Source organism: Streptomyces sp. CWNU-52B (assembly GCF_047444975.1).
In the GTDB taxonomy this organism is placed as follows: Bacteria; Actinomycetota; Actinomycetes; order Streptomycetales; family Streptomycetaceae; genus Streptomyces.
Map to the genome: position 1 here is coordinate 1 of NZ_JBLFJV010000002.1, position 22,779 is coordinate 22,779.

Sequence of the window (22,779 nt, forward strand, 5' to 3'; positions counted from 1 at the left end):
GTCCTCCTTGACGCCCGGCACGGTGGTGAACTCGTGCAGCACGCCGTCGATCCGGATGGACGTGACGGCCGTCCCCGGGATCGAGGACAGGAGGGTCCGGCGGAGGGAGTTGCCGAGGGTGTAGCCGAAGCCGGGCTCCAGCGGCTCGATGATGAACCGGGAGCGGAACTCGTCGACGACTTCTTCGGTGAGGGACGGACGCTGAGCGATGAGCACGGGGTATGGCCTCCATTTTCGGCGCCCGCTATTTGACGCCGTAGACACCACGAAGGGTACGTGGCGATCCGGCCTCGGCAGACGCCGAACCGCCCGTCACGTCATGACACTCGTCATGCCGGCCCGTTTCGCGCTCCGCCTCCGGCCCGAACGCCGGGCCGTATCCGCCTGGGAAGAGGGCTGGGAAGAGGGCCGGGAGGAGGTCAGGAAGAAGGCCAGAAGAGGGCCAGAAGAGGGCCAGAAGAGGGCCAGAAGAGGGCCAGAAGAAGGTCAGAAGAAGGTCAGAAGAAGGTCAGGTGGTGAGGCTTCCGGAGCCCAGGAGGGCGAACAGGAGTACGCCGACGACGACCCGGTAGACGACGAACGCGTTGAAGCTGTGCCGGGCGATGAACTTCAGGAGCCAGGCGATGGACGCGTACGCGACGACGAAGGAGACCGCGGTTCCCACGATCAGCGGGGTGGCGTCCGCGCCGGCGCCGACGGCGTCCTTGAGCTCGTACACCCCGGCGCCGGTGAGCGCGGGGATGCCGAGGAAGAAGGAGAGCCGGGTGGCGGCGACGCGGTCCAGGTCGAGGATGAGCCCGGTGGACATCGTGGCGCCGGACCGTGAGAAGCCGGGGAAGAGGAGGGCCAGGATCTGGGAGGAGCCGACCAGCAGGGCGTCCTTGAGCGTCGTGTCGTCCTCGCCGCGTTTGTGCCGTCCCATCTGGTCGGCCGCCCACATGAGGGCGCTGCCGACGACGAGCGAGGCGGCCACGACCCACAGCGATGCCAGGGGGCCTTCGATCAGGGGTTTCGCGGCCAGTCCGACGGCGACGACAGGGAGGGTCGCGTAGACGACCCACCACGCGAACTTGTAGTCGTGGTGATGGCGCTGGTCACGGTGGCGCAGTCCCCGGCCCCAGGCGCCCAGGATGCGGACGATGTCCTTGAAGAAGTAGAGCAGGACCGCGGCGATGGCGCCGACCTGGATCACGGCGGTGAACGCGACGACGGACGTGTCGTCCACCGGGATGTTCATCAGCCCCTCGACGATCTTCAGATGCCCGGTGGAGGAGACGGGCAGGAACTCCGTCACTCCTTCCACCACGCCGAGGATCACGGCCTGGCCGATGCTGATGGCGCTCACGGGCGCTTCCTTACGTTCGAGGGTGCGTGGATGGAGCAGCGGTCGACTACAATCCTGTAGACGGTCTATTGCACTGTAGACGAATGACGGGACGGGGCGAGGAACGGTCCCGCGACCGAGGTGAGGGACGTGACCGAGGTGAGGGACGAGAGGCGTCCGGCCGGTGAGCTGGAGGCGGCGGTGATGGCCGTGCTGTGGGCCGCCGGGGTCCCGCTCACCCCTGGCGGGGTGCTGAGGGACCTTGGTTCGGGGCTGGCGCGGACGACCGTGACGACGACGTTGACCCGGTTGCACGAGAAGGGCGTCGTCAGCCGTGAGCGGCAGGGCCGCGGCTTCGCCTACCGGCCCGTGCAGGACGCGCCGGGCCTGACCGCGCGGCGCATGCACGGCGAGCTCGACCGGGACGCCGACCGGGAGACGGTGCTGGCTCGCTTCGTCGCCCAGCTCGACCCGGGCGACGAACAGTATCTGCGCCGGCTTCTGGAGGGCGGTGAGCGATGACGGTCCTGCTGCTCGTGCCGTTGCTGGTGCCGCTGGTGGTGCCCTTCCTCGCCCCGGCGCCGGCCCGCGCGGTCCTGGACCGGCTCGTGCCGGCCACCGCGCTGCGGGTGCTCACCGCCTCGGCCCTGGTGCTGGCGGGTGCCTGCGTCGCCGCTCTGGGGTGCCTGGTCCTGCTCGGACTGCTCACGCTGCCCGTCTTCGCCGGCCTGGGGGAACTGGTCCGTCCCTTGCGCGGCTCCCCGGGCCCGCTCGTCCTTCCGGCGGCCGCGGCGGCCACCGGTGTGCTCGCTCTCAGCGCCTGGAGGACGGTGCGTTCGGGCCTTCGGCAGGCCCGCGACTTCCGTACCGCCCGCAGGCAGGCGGACAGCCGCCCCGCCGCCGGTGACCTGTGCGTCGTCGACTCGCCGCACCCGGACGCGTACGCCCTGCCCGGACGGCCCCACCGCATCGTCGTCACCACCGCGATGCTGCGCAGCCTGGGACCCGCCGAGCGCGAAGCCCTGTTCGCCCACGAGCGTGCCCACAACCGAGCCGGACATCACTACTGTCTGGCCGCCGCCGAACTCGCCGCCCACTGCCACCCCGCCCTGCACGCGGTGCGCGACAGCATCCGTCTCGCCGTCGAGCGGGCGGCCGACGAGAGCGCCGCCACCGCCGTCGGCGACCGGCACCTGATGGCGACGGCCATCGCCCGCGCCGCACTCGCCCGAGCCGCCCTGGCGGGCGACTCCGGACAGGTGACCCGCCCGGATTTCGCGCCCGCGGCGACGACGGGCCCGGTTCCCCGACGCGTCCGGGCCCTCCTCGAACCCGCCGGGGCGCGCTCACGCGCCGCACGCTGGACCGTGTTCCTCCTCGTCGCGTGCACGGCCCTGTCCTTCGCCGCGGGAACGGCAGGCGTCGTCGACTTCCACCACGCGGTCGAGGTCGCCCAGGGCGAGGAGAACCGGTGACCGGCCCGGCACCGGCCCCGGCGGCCCTGGCGCAGGCGCTCCGGACCACGATGCGGACCTTGGAACCGGCTCCCGCGTGTCCGAGGCGGTCCGCGAGCGCGTGCACGTCCGCCCGCCGTCGATCATCACCGACGCGTACAGGTCCAGGAGCCCTGTTGGGTTCCTGTCCTGCCGCACTCGAACTGCCTCATGCACCCCGGTGGGCCCGCTCGACGATCTCGTCCTCCGTGAGCGGCACGTCGTGGTGACTGAGGCAGATCGGCACCTCGATCTTGCTGAATCCGGTCCCCTCGCTCGCGGCGTTGAACATGCCGGTCTTGAGACCGGCGAGGTTGTCGAGGACCGCGTTCCGCGCCTGAGCCATGGTCCTGGCCGCCTCGATGTGCACGGGTTGGGTGAGTCGGCCGATGAACTGGCTCACGGTGTTGCCCAGCGCCTGGTTGTGGATCCCCTTGGGCAACTGTGAGGCGAGGACTATCCCGAGTCCGTACTTGCGTATCTGGCGGATGAGTTCGACCGTGCTGTCCGTACTCGGGTTCGACGCACCGGAGGGCACGAAGTTCTGCGCCTCGTCCATCACCAGCAGCCCGCCCAGGGCACGGTCGCCGACCGGGTGTGCCCTGAACCATGAGAACAAGGTCGCCTGGAGGCGGCTGACGAACTGGGCCGGTCCGTCGCCGGACAGGCCGATGAAGCTGATCACCGAGATACGGGCGGCCTTTCCCGGCGACGGGATCAGGAGCATGCCGGGATCGGCGGGTGCGCCGGACTCCCCGAACAGCGGGTCGGTCTCCATCGCGGCTTCCAGCGTGTCCGCCATCTGAACCGCGAAGCGACTGGTCCTGCTGTTCACGATGTCGTTCGGGGGCTCGGCGAGCAGCTCGACGAAGCCGGCCAGGGTCTTGCCGCCGTCGCGCGCGTACCGTTCGAGGGCACGTTTGAGGACCCCCAGCTGCTGGGTCGCGCGAGCACTGCTGCCGCGTACACCGGCATGTGGCGCGAGTGAGGTCACGGTCGACCTGACCAGACGGGGGAAGTCGTCCTCGTCGTCAAGGACGGGACCGAAGTCGGGAAGCGGGTAGAAGGAGATCGGACGTCCCCGGTTCAGACCCGGTGTCCACACCACCACTTCGACATCCGCGAAATAGCGTCGGGCCTCGCGCTCGTGGTCGTCCGTCCAGCCCTTCGGCGGGCGCGACCAGGGGTCGCCGAGCCGTGCGAGGTCGTCGTTCGGATCCAGCACGATCGCCGAGACGCCGCGCAGAGCGCACTGCTCCACAAGTCGCTTGATCAGGACCGTCTTGCCCGATCCCGCCGCGCCCACCACCGCGGTGTGCATCCGGAGCCGTTCCATGGGTACCGCGAACGAACGGCCGCCCCGGATCGTGGTTCCGACGACGATTTCGGTACGGGCGGGCTCGGCGTCCTCCGGTGTGCCCGCCGCATCCACCGCCACCCCGGAGCCGACCTCCGTGGTCGCGATGCCGAGAAGCTGCCGTAAGTCGCCCAGCACCGGCGCGAAGACCTCGATGCGGGAAGCGGGGTGCTCCTGTCGCAGCCATTCGTCCAGGCCTGACGTACGGTCGTCGAGCATGGCCCGGAGGGCGGCCAGGGTCCGGAGGTCGGCGGCGCCGATCGGTAACGACACCCCGCCCCGCGCCTCGAAGTCGTCCTTGATGTCCTTGGTCCTGGGGCCGCTCGGGTACGGCATGTTCCGCAGCAGGATCAGCCGGCGGCTCGCCAGGTCGGCGGTCAGGCCGGCCTCCACGGCCGCGTTACGGATCCGGTTCTGGGCGGCGATGGCGTTGTTCGCGGCGATCGCCCGGAAGGACCAGTGGAATTCGTTCTCGCTGGCCTCGTCCACGACATAGCGCAACCGGGCGTGCAACGCCGCCTTGCGGCCGAAGTCGGTCTCGATGGAGAACCGCGTCTCGTCGGCGCCCAGTTCCCTGACCAGACTCCGCAGCCCGGCGCCCAGCAGAGCGGGCATCGACCTGTCCTCGGTCGGGTGTCCGAGCGGCCCGAGGTCGTCCGCCTCGGCACGCAGCTTGTCGAAGGACTCCGTCAGGGTGCTCAGGTTGACGGCCCTCGCAGGTGCGGGTGGTGCGGCTGCCGTGGGCTCCGCGCCTGCCAGGGACTTCAGTTCGGCCACCGTGCCGGTCTGCAGACACGCCTCGATGTGCTTCTGGACCCGGATGAGCAGCCGCCGTGCGGTGTAACGGTGCGGGGCCTCGGCCAGTGCCGCCGAGGTGACCGGCCAGGTGGGATACCGCGGAGTGAACCCCACCGACTCGTAGTAGGGCCGAAAGCGGCTGCTGACGATGGCGGCGGCGGTGGCCTCGTCGGGAATCGCGCCGAGCGTCGGCAGCACCTCGAACCGGTCCAGGGCGGACCGGACCGCCTCCCGGGAAATCTGCTCCCAGGTGTCCTCATGGCACGCCACGACCATCAGGGTCCGGCGGGCTTCCTCCCGCAGCTCCATCAGGCCGGAAGCGATCTCACCGCTCAGCCGCTTCGCGGCCCGGCCCTCACCGGAAGCGGGCGACGTCAGCGACGACGTCTCCGCGGCGGACACCAGGGTGTCGAGCTGGTCGAAGGCGAACACCAGCGGTCCGACCAGGGCGAACAGGCGCGTCAGATCGCGGAGGACGCGTTGAGCCGGTCGCCTGCCCGGCGACATCCCCCAGGCGGCGCGCTTGTCCCCGTCGTCGTCGTTGAGCGCGAAGTAGGCCCTGCCGATCTCCACGGGATCGCCGGTGGAGGCTATGAGCGCCAGCGCGCGGGCCGTGTCCGCGGCCTCGTTGCCCACCTGTCGGTCGATGGTCCGGATCCCCCGAACGAACGCGTCGACATGGGCGCGCGTCAACTCTCGCCGGCCGGTGACGGCGGTATGGGTGTCCGTGTCGAGGCGAGCCAGGCGCGAAAGCTCGTCGAGCAGGCGGATCAGTTGTTCCTGGCCGCCCTCGTCCTCCCGGTAGAGACTGTCGACGAGGCTGTCGGCGGCGCTCTCCCAGAAGTTCCGGCCGGTGACGAGCTTGATGTAGAAGAAGGAGCCGCCGCGTTGCTGGATCTCGTGGCGGGTCCAGCCGAGCAGATGCGTCTTGCCCGAGCCGCTCTCGCCACGCACCACGGTCGCAACCGGCGAGTGGGCGCGCTCGACGGCACTCATCGCCCTCCCCAGCCGCCGGAACACCTCAGGATGAAGGCCGTCGACGTGGTAGGAGGTCACCGGCGTCCAGATCTCCTCCTGGGTCAGCGCGGTGTTGATGTACAGCGTCTCCAGAGCGGCGAGTTCCCCGTTCACGCCGGTCCGATCCGCAGCAGGTGGCGGGGTTCGCCGCCGATGTCGACGGCGGCTCTGCGGTCCTCGTCGCTGAGCGTGCGCCGGTTGAGCTCGCCCATCAGCTGTACGTCGGGCTGCTCGATCATCCGGTCGAGTTCGGCGTCGACGGCCCCTCGCGGCAGACCCTCGAGCCATGGGCGCAGCGCCGACAGCCTGACCCAGCTGCCCGGTTTCCGGCGGGCGGTGAGTTCCGTGTAGACCGCGCGGATCCAGTCCTCGACGTCGGGCTGGAAGAACTCGCCGAACTTGGTGCCGGAGCGGGCCAGGTACTGTCCGACGTTGTCCAGCACCGCGTAGAGCACCCCGGCCGGAAACTTCGCTCCGTCCGGGCGTCCGGCCACCAGAGCGGACTCGCACCAGGTCCGGCCCGCGGACGTGAGCTGGTGCGTGTTGACCGCACCGGGCTTCCTGGTCACGATCCGCTCGGCATCCTGGTTCACTCGCCGCCGCACCACCGCGGTGATCTCCAGGCCGGCGAGTTCGCGCAGTTCACGGTTGGTCACCGGTCGTGCGACCACCATCAGGGCGAACAGCGATGCATGATCCCGTAAAGTCAACTCCGTCGGCACAGTGCCCCTCCTCGATGAGCCGAAATCCGGTCAGATGTCGAACCCCCGCCCGGGCACCAGTTCCACCCGGCCGGTCACGCTGGACAACTCGCCCATGACGGTGATCACCTGCCGTTCTCGATGCGCGGTGATCGCACGGTCGTACGAGGCCTGGTCCGGGAGCCGCACCCAGACGGCCCGCCGGACCAAGTCGGCGTGCTCGGTGCGCAACTCACCGCGGACCTTGATCCGCCACCGGTCGTTGCCGGAGGGGTCGTCGTGCAGCCCCTCGACCACACCGGAGACCGTCGCGGCACCGGTGGCGTTGAGGTCGCGAAGCCGCAGGGACGCAGCGTGCAGAAGCGAGCCCGAGACCGCCGGGAACGCGACGACGCGTGACGGCACATCGAGTGGCTGCGAGCGCGCCCACCGGAAGCCGATCTCGAAGGGCTCGCTCCGGTCGAAACCGGAGAGCTCACTGAGCGCCTTGCACAGATCCGCGGAGACGCCGGCCGTGACGGTCTCGTCGAAGGCCACGGGCGTGTCCGCCGCCACGGCTGCCTGGGCCGCGCTCACCGCCTCGAGCATCTGGACCAGCACGCCCCGACCGGTGACCTGCTCCCCGCTCGGGGTCCGGGCCGTCGCGTCCGCCGCCACCCGGATCTCGACGACGTAGCTCCCGGCGCGGGAGGGGCCGAGTTCGGCCGCGCGCAGGAGGTCGCCCACCACGCCCGGTTGCCGGCCGGCGAAGGCGAAGTGCGGACCCTGCACGACGGTGCGCGCCGCCGCCGTCAGGACGTTGCGGACACCCAGCACCGTCTGCGTGCCCAGGAGCAGCGAGGTGTAGCCGGGGTCGTGGCCGGTGGGAAACGTGTGGAAGGACTGCTTGTCCAGCTGCGGTCTTGCGATCTCCAGGGCGATGTCGCCCGCCGGCCGGTCCTCCAGCGCGCACAGACAGCGCAGGATCTCCCGTACTCGGCGGTCGTTGTCGCCCAAGCCGTCGCGAGCGGGTACCAACACCTCATAATCGCCCGGGTATTGCCAGACGCTCGCTCCGCGCCAGCCGTGCGGATCCCGCTCCCAGCCCGTGTCCGCCAGATAGCTGGCGATGTCGTCGACCTTCAGCGGAATCGTCATCGCTTCCCCTACCAGTCGGACTGTGTCTCGGTGAGCCGGCGCAGTGAGGCGGCGGTGAGCACGTTCGCTGTCGGAACTCTGACCGGACGCCTTCGGCAACGGTCGGGGTCCTTGATCGGCTCCTCGGCGCGAAGCGAGACGAAGTAGCCGAGGTGGCGGAGCATCACACCGTCGGTGCTCATGGCCGCGTACGCCTGGTTGTCGGCGGGGACGCAGATGACGAACAGAAACCGGGGCACGGTGAAGTCGGGACCGGCGAGTTTGTTGAACTGCCACTCGTTGAGCCCGCGGAAGTTCAGGTGGCCAGACGACACGGACGGCTTCGACCATGTCTTGATCTGAGCCTCGACAGTGGGTGACAGCGTCCGTCCGTAGCGGCCGGTGGCGCGGAACCCGAGGTCGACCCCGTCCACGTCGATATCGCCTCGCATGACGATCAGCCCTGCCGCAGAGGCCAGCACACGGACGTAGTCTTCGCCGAACTTGCCCTGATGCTGCTTCGCATCGAGCACGGAAGCCCCCCAATGTCCCCCTGCTGTGGCACACGGTAGGGGGAATCCTACGGGACGTGCCAACGACTGTCAGGGCCCCTGGGCGCTGTGGTGCGGGTCCTCTCCTGCGCGGCGAAGTGGTCAGCCGGAGGACTTTGCTGCGCGGTCGGACCCCAGGAAGGTACTGAAAGGCAACAGTGATCGGCGAAGGGCCGTGGGGGGCGAGTATGCGCAGGTCGGATGTCATGCTGCGGTGTTGTGCCCCTTGCCTTCAAGGGGCACAGCATCCCGCCGGTCAGATGTCCCGGAAGATCTCGATCTGCGCCCCCACCGAGTTGAGCCGCTCCGCCAGGTCCTCGTAGCCGCGGTTGATGACGTACACGTTCCGCAGGACGGACGTGCCCTCGGCCGCCATCATCGCCAGCAGGACGACGACCGCGGGGCGCAGGGCGGGCGGGCACATCATCTCGGCGGCGCGCCAGCGGGTCGGGCCCTCGACCAGGACGCGGTGCGGGTCGAGGAGCTGGAGGCGTCCGCCGAGGCGGTTCAGGTCCGTGAGGTAGATCGCGCGGTTGTCGTAGACCCAGTCGTGGATCAGGGTCTGGCCCTGCGCGGAGGCCGCGATGGCCGCGAAGAACGGGACGTTGTCGATGTTCAGGCCCGGGAACGGCATCGGGTGGATCTTGTCGATCGGCGCCTCCAGCTTGGAGGGCCGGACCGTGAGGTCCACCAGGCGCGTACGGCCGTTGTCGGCGAAGTACTCTGGCGTACGGTCGTGATCGAGGCCCATCTCCTCCAGGACCGCCAGCTCGATCTCCAGGAACTCGATCGGCACCCGGCGCACGGTCAGCTCGGACTCGGTGACGACCGCGGCGGCCAGCAGGCTCATCGCCTCGACCGGGTCCTCCGACGGCGAGTAGTCCACGTCCACATCGATGTTCGGCACGCCGTGCACGGTGAGCGTCGTGGTGCCGATGCCCTCCACCCGTACCCCCAGCGTCTCCAGGAAGAAGCACAGGTCCTGGACCATGTAGTTCGAGGAGGCGTTGCGGATGACGGTCGTGCCGTCGTGGCGGGCGGCGGCCAGCAGCGCGTTCTCGGTCACCGTGTCGCCGCGCTCGGTCAGCACGATGGGGCGGCCCGGGGTCACCTTGCGGTCGACCCGTGCGTGGTAGAGGCCCTCGGTGGCCGCGATGTCGAGACCGAACCGCCGCAGCGCGATCATGTGCGGCTCGATGGTCCGCGTCCCCAGGTCGCAGCCGCCCGCGTACGGCAGCTTGAAGCTGTCCATGCGGTGCAGCAGCGGGCCGAGGAACATGATGATCGAGCGGGTGCGGCGGGCCGCCGCCTCGTCGATGGACTCCATGTCCAGCTCGGTCGGCGGCACGATCTCCAGGTCCACGCCACCGTTGATCCACCGGGTGCGTACGCCGATGGAGCCGAGTACCTCCAGAAGGCGGTACACCTCCTCGATGCGCGCGACGCGGCGCAGCACCGTGCGGCCCTTGTTCAGGAGCGTCGCACAGAGCAGCGCCACGCACGCGTTCTTGCTGGTCTTCACGTCGATCGCGCCGGAGAGGCGACGTCCGCCGACCACACGCAGATGCATCGGGCCCGCGTAGCCGAGCGAGACGATCTCACTGTCCAGCGCCTCACCGATTCGAGCGATCATCTCAAGGCTGATGTTTTGATTGCCGCGCTCGATGCGGTTCACCGCGCTCTGGCTGGTGCCGAGCGCCTCGGCCAGCTGCGTCTGTGTCCAGCCACGATGCTGCCGGGCGTCACGGATGAGCTTGCCGATGCGTACGAGGTAGTCGTCTGCCATAACGACAGGCTATCTCACATATGAGATGTGGCATCTTGGGGGACCCATCGGAGTGATGGTGTCTCAGTCGCGCTTGGCACGCTTGCTGCTGGTGGTGCGACGCCAGCCGAACGGGCCGGGCAGGTCCATCGAGGTGGTACGCCGTCCCGTACTGCTGTGCGTGTGCTTGGGTCCCTTCCGGCCGCCCGTGGTGACGGACCACGACTTCTTGTTGATGTTCAGCCGCACCCCGGGCAGGATCCGAAAGCTCTTACGGAATGTGAGGGGCATGAAAGCCTCCTTTCGTTCGACGTCAGGTACCCCGCATGGGGTCGGATACCGCGCGGCCTGCCGAAGGGTTCGCTGTGTCCGGGCCGGCGGATGTTCGCAGACCCTCGCCGACCTGGAGTGCGCCGCTGCGTTGCTCGGCGTGCCGACCCTCCTCGTCGCCGCCTCAGGGGAGCCCTGTCCCAGATTCGCGGCGCGGCGGACACGACGGGCGTGGTGGATGTGGTGGGCCTGGTGGGCACCGTGCCCCCGGCGCCCGGTGTCAGTCCTCGGTCGTAGCGTGTGCGCGTGACTCAACTCATGCAGTCCTACTCCTACTTACGGCCCTCGGCCGTGCACGATTCCACCGCTGGGCGGCTGCTCGCGTTGGAGACCTCCGGTGGTGCCACCCCGGCGGGGGAGGTGGCCAACCCCCGGTTCTTCAGTGGCTTCCTGACCGCGCCGGCCGCCGCGGCGACGGCACTCCTCGCGGTCGCCGACGTGGCCGCCGCCCGCTACTACCGGCAGAGCGGCGGTGCCTCGCTCGACCCGGTGGTGACGGCCGACGGCGACCGGTTGCGGCTGGAGTCCTTCTCCGGCTGCTGCGGTGTGTACGCCCGGCTCGACGTCCTCCCACCCGGCCTCGACGGGGACGACGTCGGCCACGGCACCACGAACGTGGATGTCAACCCGCCGCTGCGGCGCGCGCTGGCCGGGCTCGGCGGGCTCGACCCGCTCCATCTGGCCGTCGGGCCCGATGAGTTGGCGGTCAGTACCTTCGACGGTGAGTTCGTGGAGAAGAAGGTCCCGCTGCCCGAGCGCTGGCTGCGCGGCTTCGCCGAGGCCCAGGTGCTCGCCGCGGGCTTCACCCTTCGGGCCGAGGTGCCCGCCGCGGAGGCGGCCGCGCTGCTGCGGGCCCTGCCCCGGCCCACTCGCCGGTCCGATACCCGTACGACCCGCTGGGTGGTGCCCACGGGCCGCACCCTGCGACCCACGACCCGGCCGGCCCCGGGCGCCGTGTGCCTGCCAGGGCCCGAGCGGCTGCTGACGCTGCAGACGGTACTGCGGCACGCGACGACCGTACGCGTGTACGCCGCCCCCACCGCTCCCACCACTCCCGCAAGTTCCGACGCCCCGGTCGCCGAGGACGGGGCGGCCGCCGTCGCCTGGGAGGTCGAACTGGCGGGCATGCGGCTGACGTTGATGCTCTCCCAGAGCGCCTCGCGGGGCTTCTCCGGCGAGGGCGGAGTCCTTCACGACCTCGCCGGCGGGCAGGCCGCGGCCGACGCGGAACAGGTCGCCGAACTGCTGGCCTGGGAACCGAGGGTCGACGTCGCCGAGCTGGCCGCGCAGGCCGCTCTGCCCGTGGAACGAGTGCGCGCAGCGCTGACCGTGCTGGGGACGTCCGGCCAGATCGGCTACGACCTCGCCGAGGAGGCGTACTTTCATCGCCATCTCCCGTACCGCGCGGGTGCCGCGGAGATCCGTAACCCCCGGCTGCGCGGGGCGCGGAAGCTCGTCGCGGACGGGGCGGTGCGGCTCGACGGCCCGCTGGCCCGGGTCGGAACGGGCGACGACACCCATGTGGTCCGCACCGACGACGCCTCGGGCCGGCTGAGCTGCACGTGCTTCTGGTGGGCGAAGTACCGGGGCGGACGGGGCCCCTGCAAGCACGTCCTCGCGGTGGGCATGGCCCGCGACACGGGCCGCGACACGGTGCGTGACATGGCGGGCGCGGACGGGGATCTGCCCGCGGATGCGGACGCCACCGGCGCGCGTACGGGCGGGGCGGCGGACACGGCACGATCGGAGACGGCACGATGAAACTGGTCCAACTCGCCGAAGCCGGCGACGTCGCCGGAGTGCTCAGGGAACTCGGCGCCCTCACCCCGGTCGAGCGCGCGGCACAGACCGAGGCCCTGGCGGCCCGGCGCGCGACGGCTCAGCCCAACTGGCCCTATATGTCCGAGGAGGAGCGGGCCGCCCAGCTCGCCGCCGAACTCGGCTGCCGGACCGACCCCGAGGCCGCGGCCGACTGGATTGCGAAGAACTGCCAGCAGGAGGCCACCAACGTGCCCCTCGAAGGCGCCTGGGTGGTCGAAGCCGTGAACCTCCACCCCGTCGCCTGGCGCGCCGAACTCGCCGCGCGGCTCGCCGAGCGGCCGAGGCCCCCTGCCCGGCTCGTCGAACACCTCGTCCGCGAAACGGGCTGCCCCGTCCCGACCTCCACCGGATTCGTCGCGGGCTGGCTGCACAGCCGCATCTGGCCATGGCACCCCGTGCACCTGCGCGGCGGGCCACAGCCCGGTGCCACCCTCCTGGCGCAGCTGCGCCAGGACGATCTGTCACCGAAGCTCCTCCCGCTGGCCGTGGAGCGGCCGGAGATCTCCCTCGGCCCGAACTGGTTCCACAACGACATGACCGAGTACGGCCCCTCGCAGATGATGGAGCACAGCAGGCTGGGCGCGTTCATCAGCCTGAGCGCCGAGGGCCGGGTCGACCGTGCCGCGCTGATCCGGCACGTCTTCGCCGGGCTGGACATCAACGAGGAGCCGCCGGACGTCGCGGTCATGATGACGGCGTTCGACCTCACCCCGGAGGAACTCGCCTCGGTGGCCGGCGAACGCGCCGCGCTCGCCGAGTCCCTGCGCGCACGGCTGCTCCAGGACGGCACCCGCAGGGAGACCGCGCCGACCCTCGCCTACCTGCGCGCGCTCGCCCTCACCCCGGCCGAGAACGCGCCCTTCGTCCGGGACCACGTGGCGCTGCTCGACCTGTCGCCGCCGGTGGCCGACTACGCCCAGGGGGTCGTGAACGGCCTGGACGAGGCCGGGCTGCTGGAGCCCGACCTGCTCACCGAGGCATGCGAACGCCTTCTGCTCCGCCCGGAGAAGAAACTGGTCCGCGCCCAGCTCACCCGGCTCGACCGGGCGGCCCGCCGGGATCCCGCACGCGCGGCCCGTGCCGTGCTCGACGCGGCGACGGCCTTCGACCACCGGGACATCGACGTGCAGGAGCGCGCCCTCGACGTGGTCGCGCGGCACATCGGGGCCGCGGGTGACTCCGTACTCCCGGAGCTGCGCACGGCCGCCGAACGGATCAGCCCCGGCCTCGCGCCACGGGCCGCCGACCTGCTCGGCACGGTACGGATCGACGCCACACGGCTAGGCAGCGCACCCGACCGACTCGCCGCCCCCTACGCGGAGGTGCTGCCCGCCGTGCCCGAGCCCCGCCCGGTGCCGGGCCCCGTCGGGACGGCCGCGGAGGTCGCCGAGGAGCTCGCGGCGGTCGTCGCGAACAACAAGGACGTGGTGACGTTCGAACGCGTCCTGGACGGGCTGGTGCGGCACGCCCACCTCGACCGTGCCGCGCTGGCGCGGGCGCTGCGGCCGGTGATGCGCAAGCGCCCCCGCGACACCTCCGACTGCACCCAGTCCGACGTGTACGACGTGGCGGCGGCGCTGCGGGGCGACGAGCCGAGGGAGTACGACATCATCGCCCGTCTCGGCTCCGAGTACTCCTCGTTCTCGCCGGCCGGGACGCTGCTGGGCGCACGCCTCGCCGAGGCGGCCGGGATCATCGAGGCAGGCGTGCAGCCGTTCCTGCTGGCCGTGCCGACCGACGCGACCGGTGCGCTGGACGCCGCCGAACTCGTACGGCGGATCTCGGCGCTCGACGGGCTCGGCGTCGCACCGGCGCCGGTCGACCTGGCCCAGGCGCTGCTGCGCGCCACCCCGACCACGGACGCGGAGGTGCTGCGCGCGGCCGGGGAGCTCGGGTCCGACGCCGGGCGGCGACTGGCACAGTGGCTGTGCGAGGGCGGCCTGCCCCACCCGGACCCGGTGCCGGCGGACTGGGCCGACGTCCACCCGGACGACCACCCGGACAAGCATCCGACGTACTGGGTGAACCACCTGGGCCCGGAACCGGCCACCGGCCCCCCGCTCCTTCCGGCCGCCGCGGCCCTGGTCGGGCCCTACGACGACTGCCGAGGCATCACCGACCCGATGGCGCCCTTCTGGCTCGCCCAGTTGCCCCATCACCGCGATGTCGTGCTGGCCCGCGACTACTTCCGGCGGCGTCACGGCTCCGACCGGGGCTGGGCCCACGCCCTGCCGTTCGCCGCGGAGTCCGGTGGCCCGGCGGGGTTCGCGCTGCACCTGGCCCTGGCGCGCACCCTCGCGTACGACCGGCAGACCGAACGCGAGGCGACGGTGGACGCGCTCCTGGTGCTCGCCGCGCGGGGGCAGCTCGACACCGGCCTCCTCGGACGACAGCTGGCCGAGCTGCTGCGCGACGCGACGGTCGAGGCGAACCGGGTGACGGCCTCCCTGCGCACGGCGGCCGAGACCGGCGCGTACGCCACGATCTGGGCCGTACTCGAATCCGCCCTGCCCCACCTGCTGCGCGACCACCCCGTGCACCGGGGCGCCGGCGCGCTGCTGGCCCTCGGAGTCGACTGCGCCTCGCACTGCGCGCCGAAGAGCGAGATCCCGGAGGTCACGAAACTCGCGGCCCGCCCGGGATCGAGCCAGGCGGCGAAGAACGCACGACTGCTGCGCGACGTACTGGGCTGAGCCCCTGGTCCCGCGAGACCTCGACCCCGACCGATCCGCCGACCCCGACCGATCCGCCGACCCCGACTGGTCCGCCGAGCCCGACCGGCCCGGCGGGTCGGCCGAGCCTGCCGGCCCGGCGGGCATTCCGGCGGGGATCGCCCCCTTGAGAGGATCGCGGGCATGACGGACTCTGCCCTGCAAGTCAACGCCCTCATCGTCGATGCTGCCGATGCCGAGCGGCTCGCTCTGTTCTGGTCCGAGCTGCTCGGCCGGCCGGTCGTGGGCCGCACGGGGCCGTACGTGTGGCTACGGCGAGAGAACGGTCTCGGCCTGGGATTCCAGCAGACCGACGAACCCAGGTCGGGCAAGAACCGCGTGCACTTCGACATCACCTCGTCCGACCCCGCAGCCGAGCAGCGGCGGGTGGAGTCGCTCGGCGGGCGCAGGCTGGAGCGGTACGACGACGGGGGGTTCCTGGTGATGGGGGACCCGGAGGGCAACGAGTTCTGCGTCATCCCTGAGGGCGCCTTCGAACTCGACGACGAGGGGCGCGCGCACTACCTCGACTGACCGGCCGCGAGGCCGGTCACTCGGACCGAACGGCCGGTTCCGCCGTCGAGTACCCCGGCGGACGGCAACGGTCAAGACCCTCCGGACATGACCGGCCAGCGGTCATGTACTAGAGTTATCTCGACATCGAGATATCTGCCGAGGCGTGCCGCAGCCGCCCGGACCGGTAAGGGTTACCTAACTTAGCCTGACCTTAGCGGATCGGCCAAGAGGGTATGGCGGCAGGATGCGGTGGTACGCGTACATGAATGAAGGAGACTGTCGTGTCGGCGAACAGCTTCGACGCCCGTAGCACGCTCAGTGTGGGCGACGAGTCGTACGAGATCTTCCGGCTGGACAAGGTGGAAGGCTCGGCCCGCCTTCCGTACAGCCTCAAGGTCCTGCTGGAGAACCTGCTCCGTACCGAGGACGGCGCGAACATCACCGCCGACCACATCCGTGCTCTCGGCGGGTGGGACTCGCAGGCCCAGCCCAGCGAGGAGATCCAGTTCACGCCGGCCCGCGTGATCATGCAGGACTTCACCGGCGTGCCCTGCGTCGTGGACCTCGCCACCATGCGCGAGGCCGTGAAGGAGCTCGGCGGCGACCCGGCGAAGATCAACCCGCTGGCCCCGGCCGAGCTGGTCATCGACCACTCCGTCATCGCCGACAAGTTCGGCACCCACGAGGCGTTCGCGCAGAACGTCGAGCTGGAGTACGGCCGCAACCGGGAGCGCTACCAGTTCCTGCGCTGGGGCCAGACCGCGTTCGACGAGTTCAAGGTCGTCCCGCCGGGCACCGGCATCGTCCACCAGGTCAACATCGAGCACCTGGCCCGTACGGTCATGGTCCGGGGCGGCCAGGCCTACCCCGACACCCTCGTCGGCACCGACTCCCACACCACCATGGTCAACGGCCTCGGTGTGCTCGGCTGGGGCGTCGGCGGCATCGAGGCCGAGGCCGCGATGCTCGGCCAGCCGGTCTCCATGCTCATCCCGCGGGTCGTCGGCTTCAAGCTGACCGGTGAGCTCACCCCCGGCACCACCGCCACCGACCTCGTGCTGACCATCACCGAGATGCTCCGCAAGCACGGCGTCGTCGGCAAGTTCGTCGAGTTCTACGGCGAGGGCGTGGCGGCCACGAGCCTCGCCAACCGCGCCACCATCGGCAACATGTCGCCGGAGTTCGGCTCCACCGCCGCGATCTTCCCCGTAGACGACGAGACCCTGAAGTACCTGCGCCTGACCGGCCGCGACGAGCAGCAGGTCGCGCTCGTCGAGGCGTACGCCAAGGAGCAGGGCCTCTGGCTCGACCCGGCCGCCGAGCCCGACTTCTCCGAGAAGCTGGAGCTGGACCTCGCGACGGTCGTTCCGTCGATCGCCGGACCGAAGCGCCCGCAGGACCGGATCGTGCTCGCCAACGCCTCGCAGCAGTTCGCGCAGGACGTGCGCAACTACGTCGAGGACGACGACGAGGCGGGCAAGGAGTCCTTCCCGGCCTCCGACGCCCCGGCCGCCACCAACGGCGTACCGACCCGCCCGACCACGGTCACGGCCCCCGACGGTTCGACGTACGAGATCGACCACGGCGCCGTCACCGTCGCCGCGATCACCTCCTGCACCAACACCTCGAACCCGTACGTCATGGTCGCCGCCGCGCTCGTCGCGAAGAAGGCCGTGGAGAAGGGCCTGACCCGCAAGCCCTGGGTCAAGACCACCCTGGCGCCCGGCTCCAAGGTCGTCACCGACTACTTCGACAAGGCGGGGCTCACCCCCTACCTCGACAAGATCGGCTTCAACCTCGTCGGCTACGGCTGCACCACCTGCATCGGCAACTCCGGCCCGCTGCCGGACGAGGTCTCCAAGGCCGTCAACGAGCACGACCTCGCGGTCACCTCGGTCCTCTCCGGCAACCGGAACTTCGAGGGCCGCATCAACCCCGACGTCAAGATGAACTACCTGGCCTCCCCGCCACTGGTCGTCGCGTACGCCATCGCGGGCTCCATGAAGGTGGACATCACCAAGGACGCGCTCGGCGTCGACCAGGACGGCAACGCCGTCTACCTGGAAGACATCTGGCCGACCGAGGCCGAGGTCAACGACGTCGTGGCGAACACCATCGGCGAGGACATGTTCAACAAGTCCTACCAGGACGTCTTCGCGGGCGACGCCCAGTGGCAGGCGCTGTCGATCCCCACCGGCGACACCTTCGAGTGGGACGCGCAGTCCACCTACGTGCGCAAGCCCCCGTACTTCGAGGGCATGTCGATCGAGACCAGCCCGGTCTCCGACATCACCGGCGCGCGCGTGCTCGCCAAGCTGGGCGACTCGGTCACCACCGACCACATCTCCCCGGCCGGCGCCATCAAGGCCGACACCCCGGCCGGCAAGTACCTCACCGAGCACGGTGTGGAGCGTCGTGACTTCAACAGCTACGGCTCGCGCCGCGGCAACCACGAGGTCATGATCCGCGGCACGTTCGCCAACATCCGCCTGCGCAACCAGATCGCGCCGGGCACCGAGGGCGGCTACACCCGCGACTTCACGCAGCCCGACGCGCCGGTGTCGTTCATCTACGACGCCTCGCGCAACTACATCGAGCAGGGCACCCCGCTGGCCATCCTGGCCGGCAAGGAGTACGGCTCGGGCTCGTCCCGCGACTGGGCCGCCAAGGGCACCGCGCTCCTCGGCGTCAAGGCCGTCATCGCCGAGTCGTACGAGCGCATCCACCGCTCGAACCTCATCGGCATGGGCGTCATCCCGCTGCAGTACCCGGCGGGCCAGACCGCCGAGACGCTCGGTCTGACCGGCGAGGAGGCCTTCTCCTTCACCGGCATCACCGAGCTGAACGACGGCACCACCCCCCGTACGGTCAAGGTCACCACCGACACCGGTGTGGAGTTCGACGCGGTCGTCCGCATCGACACCCCGGGCGAGGCCGACTACTACCGCAACGGCGGCATCCTGCAGTACGTGCTGCGCAGCCTGATCGCCAAGTAAGCGGCTGAGCAAGGCCGTTGACAGGCAGCCGACAGGCAGCCCGATAGGCAGTCAAGAGGCAGGTGAGGGGCCGCATTCCCGACGTGGGGGTGCGGCCCCTCGCCGTTCCCCCTCCGGGCTCTCCGTGCCGTTCATTTCAGGACATGGGTCCCACCCAGGCGGAACACAGGGCTCTGCCAGGTGTGAGAGACATCATCCCCTTATGCCTGGCCTTCGAAGCGAGCCCGTCCTCATGCTCACCGCGCGCGACGCGCTGGAACACCGCATCGACGCCCTGGCCACCGGTGCCGACGACGTCATCAGGCCGCCTCAGGACGGCAGATGAAACCCCGGCTGCCGCAGCGGCGGTCCCTGCGCACCCGCCTGCCGCTCCTCGTCGGCGCCACCCTGGTCGTCGTCTGCGCCGCGATGGCCCTCACCGCCGTCCTCGCCCAACGCGCCTGTCTCCTGGGCAACCTGGACCAGCGCGTCACCGACGCCGCCGAGCGCAGTCAGGACGCACTGCGGCGCCGTACGGGCGACGGCACCGACCTCGGCTTCCTGGACGAACGCGGACAGGCCGTCGGCACACTCGCCGCCCGCCTCGCCGACGGCTCCGGCGCCAGGGACGTCACCGCGGCCGAGGTCGTCACCGACGGCGGCACGCGCCGGCCCCTCACCGCCGCCCAGCGCGCCGCCCTGGCCGGCGTCGCCACCGACGGCTCCCCGCGCACCCGTACGGTTCCCGGCCTCGGCACCTACCGCGTGACCGCCGTCTCCGTCGACGGCGGTGGCGACGGCGACGGCGACGGCGCCCCCGTTCTCACCGGGCTCCCGATGGACGACGTACAGGACATGATTCGCGGCCTCGTCCTGGTCGAGGCCGTGGCGGCGGGCCTCGGTGTCACTGCCGCGGGCTGCCTCTGCGCCGTGGTGATACGCCGTCAGCTGCGGCCGCTCGGCCGGGTCGCCGCCACCGCCGTCGAGGTCTCCCGAGTTCCGCTGGGCCGGGGCGCGGTCACCGGCCTCACCCGGGTACGCGAACGCGACACCCGCCCCGGGAGCGAGGCAGGGCAGGTCGGTGCGGCGCTCAACCGCATGATCGACCACGTCGAGTCCTCGCGCGCCGAGCGTCAACGCGGCGAGGAACGTATGCGCCGCTTCCTGGCGGACGCCAGCCATGAACTCCGTACCCCGCTCGCGTCCATCGCCGGATACGCGGAACTCATGAACCGCGGCACCCAGCGGATCGAGCCGGCCCTGGCCTGGCGGCGCGTCCTCGCCGAGTCGGCGCGTATGACGCGGCTGGTGGAGGACCTGCTGCTGCTCGCCAGACTCGACGAGGGGCGTCCGCTCAGGGCCACCGAGGTCGACCTCGCGGCGCTGGTCGCCGAGGCGGTGTGGGACGCGCGAGCGGCGGGCGGCGGCCACGAATGGCAACTGGCGTTGCCCCTCGACGCCCCCGCGCTCGTCGTCGGCGACGAGGCCCGTCTGCACCAGGTGGTGGCCAACCTGCTGGCCAACGCGCGGGTGCACACACCTGAGGGCACGACCGTCGCCGCCTCGGTGGAGGCCACGGGGGCACACCGCGTCGTCCGCGTGCGCGTCCGCGACGACGGGCCCGGCATCCCGGCGCACCTGCTGCCGTCGGTCTTCGAGCGCTTCACGCGAGGGGACGTCTCCCGTTCCCGGAGCGGGCCCGACGAGGGTGGCTCCGGGCTCGGACTGGCCGTCGTCGCGGCCGTCACGGACGCACACGGGGGCCGCGTCGAGGTCGAGAGCGAGCCGGGGCGTACGGAGTTCACGCTCACGCTGGCGCCTGCCCTGGCGCCTGCCCTGGCGTCCGCCTTGCCGCCCGCCCCGCCGCCCGCGGAGGTGCCGGAGGGCGCGCCACCCTCCGATGTGTCCTCGGGCGGTCCTCCTGGGGCGACTTCGGAAGCGGCGTCGGGAATGCCGTCGGGAACGCCGTCGAGGGTGAGCCGGAAGTGACGCCGCGAGTGACTCCGTCGGAAGTGGTGCCAAAGGTGGTCGCGGGCGCCCCGCGTACGGTCTCGCGCGCCGCCCTGGGCCTCGGGTCCCGCAGTCGTCCCGCGTGGCCGTGGTGGAACTGCCGGCACCCGGTCCGCTCGCCGGCGTGTACGGAGCCTCGCAGGGGTGGCGGCGGCCCGGTTCGTCGGGTGCGGGCCGGTGGGGGCTTGTCGCGCAGTTCCCCGCGCCCCTAAAAGATTGCGCCGTTCCCCGCGCCCCCAAGAGGCCGTTCCTCCGCGGTCGAAGTGAAAGGTTGCGTCGCTTCCCGTGCCCCCAAGGGGCGGTTCCCGGCGGCCGAGGCGAAAGGTTGCGCTGTTCCCCGCGCCCCCAAAAGGCCGTTCCCCCGCGGCCGTGGCGAAGGGTTGTGTCGTTCCCCGCGTCCCCAAGAGGTGGTGGTGCACGTGCATTCCGTCATCCGTGCTCCGGGCGGCGACGACCGGGGCACGGAGATCCTGTGAGAGACCCGCCTGACGTTCCCTCACCATCGCTGAGCAGCAAGCTACTTGGTCTGCCGGGCAACCCCGTCACCCCTGTCATCGCCAGGGCCGCACCCGCCCGGGTGTGGCCCTCGCGCGTCAGCCGTTTACAGGCGCACCGGTCCGCGCTAGCTTCAACACCACGTGAGGTGGGAGCGCTCCCATCTCAGGTGGACCGGAACCCGCCCGGGGAGGCCGCTCCCACCTCACGTATCCGCACCCGCGCCCCGCGCACCCGCACCCGAACCCCACACGGCCTGCGAACGAAGGGACGGACGACTCTGTCATGACCCTGACAACAACACCATCATCACCACCACCACCTTCCTCCCGCCCCCCACGGCGATTACCGCTTCCCGCCCGGGGCAGAGCCTTCCTCCTCATCCTGCTGGCCCTGGTCGTCACGGTCCCGGCGCTCGGCCTGGTCGTCTCGGCGGGCGGTGAGGCGGAAGCCCACGGCACCCCCATGAAGCCCGCCAGCCGTACCTTCCTGTGCTGGCAGGACGGGCTCACCGACACCGGTGAGATCAAGCCGGTCAACCCGGCCTGCAAGGCGGCCCAGCAGGTCAGCGGGACGACGCCGTTCTACAACTGGTTCTCGGTGCTCCGTTCCGACGGGGCGGGCCGCACCCGTGGCTTCGTGCCCGACGGCGAACTGTGCAGCGGCGGCAACACCAACTTCACCGGCTTCAACACGCCGAGCGCCGACTGGCCGCTCACCCATCTGACCTCGGGTGCGACCGTCGACTTCTCCTACAACGCCTGGGCCGCGCACCCGGGCTGGTTCTACGTCTACCTCACCAAGGACGGGTTCGATCCGACCAAGGCGCTCACCTGGAACGACATGGAGGAGCAGCCGTTCCTGAGCGTCGACCACCCGCCGCTCAACGGGTCACCGGGCACGGTCGAGGCCAACTACTCCTGGTCCGGACAGCTTCCGGCCGGCAAGTCGGGACGCCACCTCGTCTACATGGTCTGGCAGCGCTCGGACAGCGCGGAGACCTTCTACTCCTGCTCCGACGTCGTCTTCGACGGCGGCAACGGAGAGGTGACGGGCATCCACGACCCGGGCAACCCGACCGATCCCCTGCCCGGCGCCTGCTCCGCCACCCGCCGCACGACGGGCAGTTGGTCCGACGGCTACCAGTCCGAGGTGACCGTCACCAACAGCGGAGAGGTGCCGCTGCTGGGCTGGATGGTCGACTGGTCGCTGCCGGGCGGGCAGTCCGTCGACAGCCTCTGGAGCGGCAACGCCACCTACAGCGGGCAGGACGTGATGGTCCACAACGCCGACTGGAACGGGTCGCTCGATCCGGGCGAGAGCGCCACGTTCGGCTACGTCGTCAAGGGCTCCGGAGGTGATCCGACGACCGCCCTCGCGTGCCGGCCGGGCTGAGCCGCCCCAGGCCGGAACCAGGCCCCGTGACTCGGGTCGCTCTGGGCGGACCCGGTGGCCGTAATCCACCGGGTCCGCGAGCCGGGCAGGTCGGGGGAGTGCCTGGCCGGAGGGGGTGTGGTTCGTACGGACCAAGGACGCGACAACGTTGTCCAGTGGTCTGGATTCGACTCTACTCCGTCAACAGGCGGCGCAGTCCACGGAGTTCAAATCTTGAGCCACTTCTGAGGTTTATGCGTCACGGGTCCGAGCCGGTAGCGTGTGCGACTCCGACGAACTCCTGACCGTCGACGAACCCTGAACCGTCTGCGGACCGTCCACACCGTCATCGGACCGTCAACGGACCGTCTCCGGGTCGTTCCGAGCGGTCTCCGGTGGTCGCCGGCGGTCTCCGGCCGTCTTCG

At 70.8% G+C, this 22,779-nt stretch carries 16 protein-coding genes and 1 pseudogene; 9 read left to right on the forward strand and 8 right to left on the reverse strand.

Translation table 11 applies throughout. The features are described 5' to 3' along the window. Both ACLVWQ_RS01270 and ACLVWQ_RS01275 read right to left on the reverse strand, forming a co-directional pair. A pseudogene (locus ACLVWQ_RS01270) lies at window positions 1–216 on the reverse strand (DNA-directed RNA polymerase subunit alpha); the annotation flags it as partial. A 292-nt stretch (window positions 217–508) separates the two neighbouring features. Then, the gene (locus ACLVWQ_RS01275; protein ID WP_414106184.1) at window positions 509–1,345 is read right to left on the reverse strand and encodes an undecaprenyl-diphosphate phosphatase; all 837 of its coding nucleotides are present in this window, start codon (window positions 1,343–1,345) and stop codon (window positions 509–511) included. A gap of 129 nt (window positions 1,346–1,474) precedes the next feature. On the opposite strand from ACLVWQ_RS01275, the gene ACLVWQ_RS01280 reads away from it, so the two are divergent. Beyond that, entirely contained in the window at window positions 1,475–1,846 is a 372-nt protein-coding gene (locus ACLVWQ_RS01280) for a BlaI/MecI/CopY family transcriptional regulator (RefSeq protein ID WP_414106185.1), read from the forward strand. Further along, window positions 1,843–2,799 carry a M56 family metallopeptidase gene (locus ACLVWQ_RS01285; RefSeq protein ID WP_414106186.1) on the forward strand — a complete coding sequence of 319 codons (957 nt, stop codon included), beginning with the start codon at window positions 1,843–1,845 and terminating at the stop codon, window positions 2,797–2,799. Before ACLVWQ_RS01280 ends, ACLVWQ_RS01285 begins: the two co-directional genes overlap by 4 nt. 187 nt (window positions 2,800–2,986) lie before the next feature. Here the strand turns inward: ACLVWQ_RS01285 and ACLVWQ_RS01290 are convergent, their stop codons facing one another. The 6 genes from ACLVWQ_RS01290 to ACLVWQ_RS01315 all read right to left on the reverse strand — a co-directional run bounded on the left by ACLVWQ_RS01290 (window position 2,987) and on the right by ACLVWQ_RS01315 (window position 10,413). Beyond that, on the reverse strand, window positions 2,987–6,103 hold the full coding sequence (locus tag ACLVWQ_RS01290) for a helicase HerA domain-containing protein (RefSeq protein WP_414106187.1): 3,117 nt from the start codon (window positions 6,101–6,103) through the stop codon (window positions 2,987–2,989). Then, window positions 6,100–6,663 (reverse strand): hypothetical protein, encoded by a 564-nt coding sequence (locus ACLVWQ_RS01295; protein ID WP_414106188.1) that lies wholly within the window; start codon window positions 6,661–6,663, stop codon window positions 6,100–6,102. The genes ACLVWQ_RS01290 and ACLVWQ_RS01295 overlap by 4 nt, the downstream gene beginning before the upstream one ends. 78 nt (window positions 6,664–6,741) lie before the next feature. Continuing rightward, window positions 6,742–7,827: a hypothetical protein gene (locus ACLVWQ_RS01300; protein WP_414106189.1), complete on the reverse strand. Its 1,086-nt coding sequence runs from the start codon at window positions 7,825–7,827 to the stop codon at window positions 6,742–6,744. A gap of 8 nt (window positions 7,828–7,835) precedes the next feature. After that, window positions 7,836–8,339 carry a DUF4365 domain-containing protein gene (locus ACLVWQ_RS01305; RefSeq protein WP_414106190.1) on the reverse strand — a complete coding sequence of 168 codons (504 nt, stop codon included), beginning with the start codon at window positions 8,337–8,339 and terminating at the stop codon, window positions 7,836–7,838. A gap of 274 nt (window positions 8,340–8,613) precedes the next feature. Next, the gene (locus ACLVWQ_RS01310) at window positions 8,614–10,143 is read right to left on the reverse strand and encodes a helix-turn-helix domain-containing protein (protein ID WP_414106191.1); all 1,530 of its coding nucleotides are present in this window, start codon (window positions 10,141–10,143) and stop codon (window positions 8,614–8,616) included. 63 nt (window positions 10,144–10,206) lie between these two features. Further along, window positions 10,207–10,413: a DUF4236 domain-containing protein gene (locus tag ACLVWQ_RS01315; RefSeq protein ID WP_414106192.1), complete on the reverse strand. Its 207-nt coding sequence runs from the start codon at window positions 10,411–10,413 to the stop codon at window positions 10,207–10,209. A 297-nt stretch (window positions 10,414–10,710) separates the two neighbouring features. Here ACLVWQ_RS01315 and ACLVWQ_RS01320 point away from each other — a divergent pair, with 297 nt between their 5' ends. From ACLVWQ_RS01320 to ACLVWQ_RS01350, 7 genes are all read left to right on the forward strand, one after another. Beyond that, entirely contained in the window at window positions 10,711–12,213 is a 1,503-nt protein-coding gene (locus ACLVWQ_RS01320; protein WP_414106404.1) for an SWIM zinc finger family protein, read from the forward strand. Then, on the forward strand, window positions 12,210–14,966 hold the full coding sequence (locus ACLVWQ_RS01325; protein ID WP_414106193.1) for a DUF6493 family protein: 2,757 nt from the start codon (window positions 12,210–12,212) through the stop codon (window positions 14,964–14,966). The genes ACLVWQ_RS01320 and ACLVWQ_RS01325 overlap by 4 nt, the downstream gene beginning before the upstream one ends. Before the next feature lie 162 nt (window positions 14,967–15,128). Then, window positions 15,129–15,518 carry a VOC family protein gene (locus ACLVWQ_RS01330; RefSeq protein ID WP_414106194.1) on the forward strand — a complete coding sequence of 130 codons (390 nt, stop codon included), beginning with the start codon at window positions 15,129–15,131 and terminating at the stop codon, window positions 15,516–15,518. A gap of 263 nt (window positions 15,519–15,781) precedes the next feature. Then, window positions 15,782–18,496, forward strand: coding sequence for an aconitate hydratase AcnA (acnA, locus tag ACLVWQ_RS01335; RefSeq protein WP_414106195.1), 2,715 nt, complete (start codon window positions 15,782–15,784; stop codon window positions 18,494–18,496). Window positions 18,497–18,698: 202 nt separating this feature from the next. Continuing rightward, entirely contained in the window at window positions 18,699–18,821 is a 123-nt protein-coding gene (locus ACLVWQ_RS01340; RefSeq protein WP_414106196.1) for a hypothetical protein, read from the forward strand. Then, window positions 18,818–20,464, forward strand: coding sequence for a sensor histidine kinase (locus ACLVWQ_RS01345; RefSeq protein WP_414106197.1), 1,647 nt, complete (start codon window positions 18,818–18,820; stop codon window positions 20,462–20,464). Before ACLVWQ_RS01340 ends, ACLVWQ_RS01345 begins: the two co-directional genes overlap by 4 nt. Before the next feature lie 801 nt (window positions 20,465–21,265). Continuing rightward, on the forward strand, window positions 21,266–22,375 hold the full coding sequence (locus ACLVWQ_RS01350) for a lytic polysaccharide monooxygenase (RefSeq protein WP_414106198.1): 1,110 nt from the start codon (window positions 21,266–21,268) through the stop codon (window positions 22,373–22,375). The last annotated feature ends 404 nt before the right edge of the window (window positions 22,376–22,779 follow it).